Here is an 11,203-nt window from a genome sequence, read left to right on the forward strand (position 1 = left end):
TTATTGTTATTATGAAAAAGATATATCTAATTTTCGCCATCCTTTTATTACACTTTGGTGCGTTAGCGCAAATACAAACTTCTAATGATATAGTGGCTTGCGAGGGCGATGATGTAGTCCTTACTGCTAGTGCGGGGAAAACATTTAAGTGGAACAATGGTGAAACAACACAAAGTATTACAGTTAAAAATAGTGGGGTCTACACCGTAGAGGTCTATAATGAGGATAACTGCCTTAAGCAGAGCGATCAAATTAAGGTAACGTTAAACCCAAGGCCAAGTGCCAAGATAACCCTGAGTGGCGTAACAACGTTCTGTGAAGGTCAATCTTTGACACTTACAGTTCCTAATAACCCTAATAGCCAATATTTCTGGAGCAATGGTACGACAGGAACAAACACAATAACCGTAAACAAGACAGGGAAGTATTCTGTTACAGTAAGCAATCAACTAGGCTGTTCTGCAACTTCTGAAGTCGTTGAGGTAACAGTGCTTCCAATTGTTAAACCAACAATAACATCAAGTGGCCCATTGAGCTTTTGTGATGGCGGTTCTGTAATCTTAACGATAAATGAAACGGGAGATAAGTACTTATGGAGCACCGGAGAGACAACAAAATCAATTACTGTAAGAGCTACAGGAACTTATACAGCTACAATACAGAATAACAATGGTTGTTCTGAAACTTCTCTACCGGTTGTTGTAACAGCAAGTCCAAGACCTAAACCCATCGTTTCAGCTAGTGGACCACTGACTTTTTGTGATGGCGGATCTGTGACTTTAACCTTAACAAATCCGGAACCTGGAGCAAACTATTCATGGAGTAATGGCCAAACAGGACAATCAATAGTAGTATCAAAGTCCGGTACATATAATTTGACCGCTGCATACCAAAACGGTTGCTCAGCTATAAGTGACGGTTCTAGTGTAACTGTCCTTCCAATAGTTACACCAACTATTACAGCTGGTGGTCCCACAAGCTTCTGTGAAGGTGGGAATGTGACATTAACAATAAATGAAACGGGGGATAAATATCTTTGGAGTACTGGTGAAACAACAAAGTCTATCACGGTTTCCACTACAGGATCATATACAGCTACAATCACTAACAACAACGGATGTTCACGGATTTCAGCACCAACGAGTATCATAGCCAATCCAAGGCCAAAACCGTTAATCGTTGGAAATGGGCCATTGACATTCTGTCAAGGAGGAAACGTTACTTTGTCTGTTTCTAATCCTGTACCGAATACAAATTATACTTGGAGTACTGGCCAAACGGGGCAATCAATCGTAGTAACAACTAAAGGATCCTATACGGTAAGTGCTGTTTATCCCAATGGTTGTTCTGAGGTTAGCACAGCTTCAGTTGTTGATGTACTACCAATTGTTAAACCTACGATTACGATCAGTGGTGCCACAACCTTTTGTGAAGGAGGTTCTGTAACACTTTCAGTTAATGAAATTGGAGATAAATATCTTTGGAGTACTGGTGAAACAACAAAATCAATAACAGTATCAGTATCGGGCAGCTATACAGTTTCTATTCAGAACTCTAACGGATGTACATTAACCTCGGATGTTGCAGCCATAACTGTATTAAAAAAGGTAAAACCTTTAGTTTCATTATCGACTCCTAGTCCGCTATGTGAAGGTGAAAAAACTACTTTGTACGTTTCAAATCCAGAAGCTGGAGCAAATTATACCTGGAGTAATGGTAAGTCCGGGACATCAATAGATGTAACTGAGAGCGGAACTTACACTGTGTTTGCAAGTTATACTAACAGTTGCTCAACAGTATCTGACTTAATTCCCGTAGTTTTTTATCCGATTCCTAAGCCAACAATAACGGCAGACAATCCATCTACGATCTGCGAGGGTACTCCGTTAAGATTAACCATTAATGAAAATGCGGCAAGTTATAGATGGAGTACTGGTGAAACTACCCGTTCAATCAATGTATCAACATCAGGTAATTATATTGCATATATTACAAATGCTCAGGGATGTGAAAGGGCGTCTGATCCGACTATCATCAATGTTTTAAACAACAAACTAGCAGCTATCTCGGTTTTTGGGAAAACCAATATGTGTGAAGGCGAAAGTGCCACGCTAACAGCTTCCCAAGGAACTAGCTATTTATGGAGTACTGGGGAAACGACAAGATCGATAATTGTAAAAACCAGTGGTGTCTATAATGTTGAGGTAAAGAACGCAGCAGGATGTATTAGCAATTCTGCTGATTTGAGAATTAATGTTTATCCAATTCCAAAACCAACAATTCAAATAACCGGTTCCACTGAAATTTGTGCACCTGGCACTGTAACATTAAGCATCAAGGAAAATGGTACCGCATATCGTTGGAGTAACGGCGAAACAACTAAAAGTATTACAGTTGGAATCGGTGGAACTTATATTGGCTATATTTCAAATGTACAAGGTTGTGAAAGAGAAAGTGAGCCAGTTGTAGTAACTGTCCGTGATAATGCTGTACCAGTTGTTACTGCATCATCCAATACTAGCTTTTGTGAAGGGGGGAGTGTCACACTCTCTGTACCAAACACCATTGGCTATACTTATTTATGGAACACGGGAGAAACTACTAATCGCATTGTTGTTGACAAATCTGGAGATTATTATGTAAAAGTTAAAAATGACTTAGGTTGTGAACGCTTATCTCTTAACACCAAGATAACAGTATATCCGATTCCTAAGCCAACAATTATCTTGTCCGGTCCAACAGAATTTTGCCAACCGGGATCTATCACCCTAACCATTAAAGAGACTGCGGCATCATATCGATGGAGTAACGGCGCAACGACTAAAAGCATTACCGTTACAGGTTCTGGATCTTATTCTGCATTTATCAAAAATGCTGAAGGTTGCGAAAGGGAAAGCGATCCAATAGTCATCAATGTAAAACCAAATGAAGTTCCGGTTATTACCGCCTCTACAAGTACAACTTTCTGTGAAGGAGATAAAGTAATACTAAGCGTACCGAATAAACTGGGAGAAACATACCTTTGGAATACCGGTGAAATAACCAACAGCATCGAGGTAAGCAAGGCAGGGGATTATTCTGTCAAAGTTAAAAATGCTTCAGGCTGTGAAAGTTTATCTGCGGTGACAAAAGTTGTTGTTCACCCGATCCAAAAGCCAACCATTACTTTATCCGGTCCGGCAGAATTCTGCCAGCCTGGATCAGTAACCTTAACCATCAAAGAAACTGCAGCTTCATACCGCTGGAGCAATGGTGCAACAACTAAATCAATTACAGTTAGTTCTTCTGGAACCTTTACTGCGTTTATTAAAAATGCCGAAGGCTGCGAGCGAGAAAGTGAAGCAGTTACTATAAAAGTGAAGCAAAACGAAGTGCCTGTGATCACGGCCTCGTCTAACACTACTTTCTGCGAAGGGGATAAGATTACCTTATCTGTACCGAATGTGGTTGGCCAAACATATTTATGGAGTACAGGTGAAACAACAAACAGTATCGAGGTAGGCAAAGCCGGTGACTATTCTATTAAAGTTAAGAACCTGGAAGGATGTGAGCGCTTCTCCGAAATTACAAAAGTAATTGTTCATCCTATCCTTAAACCGACGATTGCTCTGTCTGGTCCGGCAGAATTTTGCCAGCCAGGAACTGTAACACTTACCATTAAGGAAAATGGTACATCTTACCGTTGGAGCAATGGAGAAACCACCAAAAGCATCGTCGTATCATCATCGGGAAGTTTTACCGCATTTATCATCAATGCCCAGGGATGTGAACGAGCTAGCGATCCTGTCGTAGTGACTGTTAAACCTAATGAAATACCGGTTATCACGGCTTCATCCAATACAACCTTTTGTGAGGGGGATAAAATTACATTATCAATTCCGAACAAGTTAGGTGAAACCTATTCTTGGAGCACTGGAGAAACAACAAACAGTATTGTTGTAGATAAGTCCGGGGATTATTTTATTAAGGTTAGAAATTCAGATGGATGTGAAAGACTCTCTGCGGTAACCAAAGTTGTTGTAAATGCAATTCCAAAACCAACAATTACTTTATCTGGTCCGGCAGAATTTTGCCAGCCAGGATCTGTAACCTTGACTATTAAGGAAACTGCAGCATCTTACCGATGGAGCAATGGTGCAACAACAAAATCGATTACCGTTACCGAATCCGGGACATTTACAGCCTACATCAAAAATATTGAAGGATGTGAGCGAGTTAGTGAGCCTGTAACGATCACAGTAAGGGAAAATATAGTGCCGGTTATTACCGCTTCCTCTAGTACAACATTCTGTGAGGGAGAAAAAATAACACTATCGGTACCGAACGTAATTGGCCAGACCTATTTATGGAATGGTGGACAGACCACAAATTCTATTGAGGTTTCGGCTTCAGGTGATTATTTTGTTAAGGTAAAAAACCTTGTTGGTTGCGAGTCATTTTCAGCGATAACCAAAGTTGTGGTAAACGCGATACCAAAACCAACTATAGTTTTAACAGGCCAGGCAGAATTCTGCCAGCCTGATAGTGCTGTCCTAACTATAAAAGAAAATGGGGCATCATACCGTTGGAGCAATGGTGCAACCACCAAAAGCATTACCGTTAAAGAATCGGGCACTTTCATAGCTTACATCAAAAATGCTGAAGGATGCGAACGTGTCAGCGAGCCTACGGTAATCACTGTCAGGAACAATCCTGTTCCAGTGATCAGGGCCTCATCTAGCACTACATTCTGTGAAGGTGATAAAATTACACTCTCCGTGCCGAATGCAGCTGGCCAGAGCTATCAGTGGAGCACGGGGGAAACAACCAATAGCATCGAGGTAAGCAAATCAGGAGAATATTTTGTTAAAGTTAAAAATGCTGCAGGTTGTGAAAGATTTTCTGCTATAACACCAGTTACTGTCCATCCTATACCAAAACCTACAGTGACCCTTTCAGGTTCTATAGATTTCTGCCAACCGGCTAGTGTTACTTTAACGATCAAGGAAACTGCGGCTTCATATCGCTGGAGCAATGGTGCAACAACCAAATCAATCACAGTTACAGAATCGGGGACTTACACTGGATTCATTAAGAATATTGAAGGTTGTGAGCGTTCAGGAGATCCGGTAATAGTCAACGTGAGGGAAAACACGATGCCAAAAATTGAGGCATCCTCAAACACTACATTTTGTGAAGGTGAGAAGATTATCTTATCGGTACCAAATGTTATAGGGCAAACTTATCTATGGAGTAATGGACAGACGACCAATAGCATAGAAGTTTCCACAAGCGGGGATTATTCGGTAAAAGTTAGAAATGCCGAAGGCTGTGAAAGGTTATCTGAAGTAAGAAAAGTTGTAGTTCATCCAATCCCGAAACCTACGATTATACTTTCAGGTTCAAATACCTTCTGTCAACCAGAGAATGTTGTTCTGACAATTAAAGAGGACGGGACATCTTATCGTTGGAGCAACGGTGCAACTACAAAGAGTATTACAGTGAGAGGGTCTGGAATATTTACAGCCTACATCAAAAATGCAGAAGGTTGTGAACGTGCTAGCGATCCGGTTGCTATAACTGTAAAGGAAAATCTTGTCCCTGTAATTACCCCATCTTCGAGCACAACATTTTGTGAAGGCAATAAGATCACTCTTTCGGTTCCTAATAAATTAGGTGAAAGTTATTTATGGAATACTGGTGAAACATCTAGTAAGATAGAAGTAGATAAGGCCGGAGAATATTTCATTAAAGTAAAGAACTCAGACGGTTGTGAAAGGCTTTCAGAAATCACAAATGTTGTAGTTTATTCGATTCCGAAACCAACAATATTATTATCTGGTCCAAGCAAATTCTGTCAACCAGATAGCGTAATCCTGACCATTAAAGAAAATGGGACTGCATATCGCTGGAGTAGTGGTGAAAAAACAAAGAGTATTACTGTCAAAGCATCAGGAACATATAAAGCGTATATCAAAAATGCCGAGGGTTGTGAACGTGAAAGTGATCCGGTTACAATAGAAGTTAAGGATAATCCTATCCCATTTATTTCAGCAGCTTCAAACACCACATTTTGCGAGGGTGGTAAGGTTACACTTTCAGTGCCAGCTGTAATTGGCCAGACCTATCAATGGAATACAGGCTCTACAAACAATACCATTGATGTTGCAACTTCTGGAGATTATTTCGTTAGAGTCAAAAATTCTGACGGATGCGAAAGACAGTCTGAAATCACGAAAGTAGTGGTTCATCCAATACCAAAACCTACAGCTGTGATAACAGGTAACCTGACCTTCTGTGAAGGTGACAGTGTGATATTAACTATAAAAGAAGAGGGAGCGAATTATCGTTGGAGCACAGGGGCAAAAACAAGAAGTATAATTGTAAAAACCTCTGAAACAATAATTGGATTTATTTCTAATGCTGAAGGCTGTGAGCGTGCTACTGACCCAATCATTACGACTGCTAAGCCAAATCCTGTTCCTACAATCAGTGCATCGGGAAAAACAACAATTTGTGACGGTGAAAAGGTGACTTTAACTGCAAGCTTAGGTGTAAGTTACCTTTGGAGCAATGGTGCAACCACCCGAAGTATTATTGTTGATGCTCCAGGTGACTACTTTGTAACAGTCAACAATGCACAAAGCTGTGGAAGAACATCTGCTGTTACGAAAGTAATTGTTCTTGCAAATGATACTCCAATCATTACAAGCAGTCTCGGTGTAGAATTCTGCAGTGGCAGCACTACTGTTTTGACTGCTTCAGATGGAAGTTTCTATCGTTGGAGCACGGGTGAAACAACAAAGCAAATTTCAGTTAATAAATCTGGTTCTTATACAGTAACAGTTATTAATGCTAACAACTGTGCGCGAGAAAGCGCCCCAATTGTACTAACGGTGAGACTACCAACAATTCTCAAAAGAGTAAATGATTTTGAAACCTGTGTAAATGGTGGTAACGTAAATCTCGATAGCAAAAACATAGATAATCCACTAACAGGAGTTTATAGTGGCAAGGCAGTTGTTGGAACAATATTCAATCCTGCAAGTGCTGGCCTGGGTACCCATAAAATTGAGTATACGTATACAAATCAATATGGATGTGTAAGTAAAACAGATTTTACTATTACCGTTGTTGATCTAACAGTATTGGAGATAGATCCTGATATAGCAGTTTGCGAAACTTCAGCTAACATAATGTTATTGAATGGAAAATTACCTGTAGGGGTAACCACATCTGGTACCGGCGTCACAAATAATGTTTTCAAACCTTCTGAAGCAGGACTTGGTAAACATATAATACAATATAATTATACAAACGGCTCAGGTTGCAAGTCATCTGCAACGCGTATTATTGAGGTTGTTGCAACTCCTTCGGCGCCGGAGATATCGGGTAGCTTAGAAGGGTGCGACGGGGATGTATTGACTCTTACTGCAAGGGCTACCGTTGTAGGAAATAGTCAATTGACCTACCTATGGTATAAAAAAGGTATTTCAACTCCTTTCGCCCAAGGCCAGGTTATCTCATATACTCTAAATACTTCAGAAATAATATATGTTTCTGCAAGAGCTGCAAATGTTTCAAGTTGTGAGAGCAGTCTTACTGAAATCAAACTGAAATCAAATAATCCTTTAGGTGATTTTTCAGTAAATGCGACGAGAATACCTTTAGCTGGCATAGTGAAATTTACACCAGCTGTTACTGGAGCTGTAAAATATACCTGGGACTTTGGAGATGGAGGAAAGTCGTCCGATCAGAATGCTGTACATTATTATTACAAAGCTGGCAAATACACGGTGACAATGATTGCTTACTCTAGTCAAGGCTGTCCGCTAATTGTAACCAAAAAAGAATACATAACTGTAGACGAGGATAAAATTATAATAACTCCTCCAGGTAACGATAGTAATCCGATTGTGCAGAATAAAGACTCTCATCAACACATTGTTTACCCAAATCCAATAAAAGATGCAACTGCAAAGATAAGGATCTTTAATAAGGACAAACAGGTACAAAAGGCTACAGTTCAAATCTACACCATTGGACAAAGATTAATAAGCAGCCAAGTTTATGAAGTTAATCCAGGTCAGAATGACTTCGAGTTAAAAGATCTTCATCTTTTAACAGGAGGTAAGACATACTACCTCTTCACAATTAATATTAACAATCAACAAACAACTATAAAAGTATTGATTCTATGAAAAAATTAATGATAACTATCTTTTCTATTGCCGTCTTCCTATATGGGTGCGGTGATAGAAAAGAAATGATGAGGTTGATAGATAGCCCTCCAGAAATCTCCATTTCGAAGTTAAATGTAACTCTAGGAAAGGAAGTTATAACAGATAGTGTAAGATTTTATGATTCTCCATCATTTTTCTACAATACTAAATTACTTCTGAGCGATAAGTATAAAAATATATGGAAGCTTAACTACAATGTATCTAAGGGAAATGCTAAAGTTTATTATGATGGAAAGGATTTGAATTTGACATCCATCCGTGTCGATTTAGATGAAATATTGTTATCTGTAAGTCCAAAATCAAAAGGAAATATTTCAGTAGACTTTATAGTAGAAGATCGGTTTAGTAACTCAAAACAGGCAACACTGAATTTATTTGTATTTGATAATTTAATACCAATAGCTGTTGTTTCGGCTAAAAAATTGGGGCAGAATTCACCTTTGGAATACACGATCGATGGTGCCGCAAGTTACGACCAGGATGCAAATTTCAACGGTGCTGTAGTTGGTTACATTTTCAATATTGAGGGAAAATCTATACAAACGACAAATCCCACGATCAACTATATTTTTCCGACTCAGGGAACATATAATATCGAATTAAAAGTTATCGATAATAACGGCGCAATATCCAATCCAACGATATATAAATTAAATGTAAACTAGATAATATGAGAACAAAAACCTTATCACTAGTTTTAATCTGTACGATACTGTTTGGTATAGAAATCAGGGCACAAGTGGTTCCTGTTTCGGCAGATTTTTTAAGACTACCAGTAAATGTAAGGGGGGCTGGAATGGGTAATTTATCAGTTGCTAATGGAGGAGATGCAAACTCCGTTTTCGGTAATCCTGCTTTAATCTCTTTTAATGATGAAAATAATTATAATGAGGTATCGAGCTTCTCCTCAACATTTTCACCAATCGCGGTCGATTTAACTAAAGATATTAAGTATTTAACGCTGAATGGCCACACCTGGATAAATCAAGGAGAATATATTGGTATGAGTCTACAATACCTGTCTTTAGGTGATGTCCATTTTTATGATAGCCAGGCTAATGAAACAAACTTTGTAAGACCTAATGAATGGGCTATTGGTGGGACTTACGCAAAACAGTTTAATTCAAGTCTCGGAATGGGTATAACTTTTAAGGGAATATTTTCCAGCTTAACTGGGGGTGCTGAATTGGAAGGTATAAAAACGCGAGGTGGATTTGCATTAGCAGCTGACTTTGGATTGTATGGTAGAATTCCCGATGCTGCAGATAATGAAATTAGTTATGGATTTGCACTTACTAATATTGGTAGTAAGATAAATTATTCTGATTCTGAGGAAAAAAGTTTCTTACCAATGGCTCTTAGATTTGGTGGAGGCTATAAACTTAACTTCAACGAAAGTTATGTAAGAGTTGGCTTAGAGTTGACTAAGATGTTAATTCCATCTCAACCAATCTATGACCAGGATAAAAATATTATAAAAGGTGCGGATCCAAATAAGACAGTGCCTGCAGCAATATTTTCATCTTTCAATGATCATCCGGACGGAATCTCCGGCGAGATTAAAGAATTCGGTTTAAGTGTTGGAGCAGAGGCTGGATTAAATGATAGTTTCTTTTTTAGAGGCGGTTTTTATTCAGAGGCCAAACAAATGGGATTAGGCTCTTTTGCATCTGTAGGCTTAGGTTTCAAGAAAGAATTTAACAATAAAAGACTTGGTATCGATATAGCCTACCTTATACCGACTGGAGAAAATTTCTCGTTGAAATCAAGCTTCAAGTTTGGAATATCACTTAGTATATCAGAATAAATTCAAACCCATATATAAACTATGAAAGAACAAAATAATGACGAACTAGAAGAATATTCTACTACGATTAAAGATATCGGTTCGTTTAATGCAAGTGGCGAAACAGTTTTCCACGCATTAGAAGAAATTAAGTTAAAGGTTTCTGAAAAGTTAAATTCTAATTTTCTTCCCCCTTTAGTTATTGAAAGTGCTCACGTAATTAAAAATCGTGATTTTATCATTGACCTGACAGACATTCTTCGGCTATAATCAAATAAGCATTACTACAATTTTTTTTATATGAAAATTAAACATTTACTTGTTTTAGTGGCACTCCTATTGTCATTAAATTCCTTTGCACAGGCTCCGGATCAGTTCAATTATCAAGGGGCTTTACGAAATACAAACGGTTCGCCAATAGCTAATAGATTCATTTCTATTCGACTTTCAATACTCAATGGATCTTCATCTGGTTCAATTGAATATCAGGAAACAAAAACTGTACAAACCTCAACGGTTGGACTATATAGTGTTGAAGTGGGTGCACCTGGAGGGAGGAATATACAGGGTCGAATTTCAGATGTTACTTGGGGAAATTCATCAAAGTTTTTAAAAGTTGAGGTAGATCCTACAAATGGGAGTAATTTCTCAATAGTTGGTAATTCCGAATTATTGAGTGTGCCTTACGCAATTTATGCAAGTAAAAGCGGAGATGCTTCTTCTGGAACAAAAGGGGATAAAGGTGACACTGGTCCTCAAGGTATCCAAGGCCCAAAAGGAGATAAAGGCGAGACTGGTGGAGTTGGCCCACAGGGTTTGCCTGGTGTAAAAGGTGATACCGGTGATGATGGTATCCAAGGACTAAAAGGTGAGACTGGAGAGAAAGGTGATAAGGGAGATACCGGCGCAACCGGCCTGCAGGGATTTACCGGAGCACAGGGCCTACCTGGTGTAAAAGGCGATACCGGTCTTCAGGGCATTCAGGGTGAAAAAGGTGATAAAGGAGAAACTGGTGCAGCTGGCCCTCAGGGAATCCAGGGCGTAGCCGGAGCAAAAGGCGACAAAGGTGAGACTGGAGAGAAAGGTGATAAGGGAGATACCGGCGCAACCGGCCTGCAGGGATTTACCGGAGCACAGGGCCTACCTGGTGTAAAAGGCGATACCGGTCTTCAGGGCATTCAAGGCGAAAAAGGTG

At 39.3% G+C, this 11,203-nt stretch carries 4 protein-coding genes and 1 pseudogene; all 5 read left to right on the forward strand.

Features of this window, described 5'->3' with window-relative positions; genetic code table 11:
* Positions 1–11: 11 nt before the first annotated feature.
* Positions 12–8,180 carry a PKD domain-containing protein gene (locus U859_RS0125680; protein WP_162800049.1) on the forward strand — a complete coding sequence of 2,723 codons (8,169 nt, stop codon included), beginning with the start codon at positions 12–14 and terminating at the stop codon, positions 8,178–8,180.
* Positions 8,177–8,887, forward strand: coding sequence for a PKD domain-containing protein (locus U859_RS0125685; protein ID WP_025146118.1), 711 nt, complete (start codon positions 8,177–8,179; stop codon positions 8,885–8,887). The genes U859_RS0125680 and U859_RS0125685 overlap by 4 nt, the downstream gene beginning before the upstream one ends.
* 5 nt (positions 8,888–8,892) lie before the next feature.
* Positions 8,893–10,029: a type IX secretion system outer membrane channel protein PorV gene (gene porV, locus U859_RS0125690; RefSeq protein ID WP_025146119.1), complete on the forward strand. Its 1,137-nt coding sequence runs from the start codon at positions 8,893–8,895 to the stop codon at positions 10,027–10,029.
* A 21-nt stretch (positions 10,030–10,050) separates the two neighbouring features.
* Positions 10,051–10,278 carry a hypothetical protein gene (locus tag U859_RS0125695; protein ID WP_025146120.1) on the forward strand — a complete coding sequence of 76 codons (228 nt, stop codon included), beginning with the start codon at positions 10,051–10,053 and terminating at the stop codon, positions 10,276–10,278.
* A gap of 30 nt (positions 10,279–10,308) precedes the next feature.
* Positions 10,309–11,203, forward strand: a pseudogene (locus tag U859_RS31360) (collagen-like protein); the annotation flags it as partial.

It is taken from the genome of Pedobacter jeongneungensis, assembly GCF_000633455.1.
Lineage (GTDB): Bacteria > Bacteroidota > Bacteroidia > Sphingobacteriales > Sphingobacteriaceae > Pedobacter > Pedobacter jeongneungensis_A.

Excerpts from the sequence above, each read along its gene's own strand:
- U859_RS0125680 (WP_162800049.1), top strand. The coding sequence starts at position 12 with ATGAAAAAGATATATCTAATTTTCGCCATCCTTTTATTACACTTTGGT.
- U859_RS0125685 (WP_025146118.1), top strand. The coding sequence starts at position 8,177 with ATGAAAAAATTAATGATAACTATCTTTTCTATTGCCGTCTTCCTATAT.
- porV (WP_025146119.1), top strand. The coding sequence starts at position 8,893 with ATGAGAACAAAAACCTTATCACTAGTTTTAATCTGTACGATACTGTTT.
- U859_RS0125695 (WP_025146120.1), top strand. The coding sequence starts at position 10,051 with ATGAAAGAACAAAATAATGACGAACTAGAAGAATATTCTACTACGATT.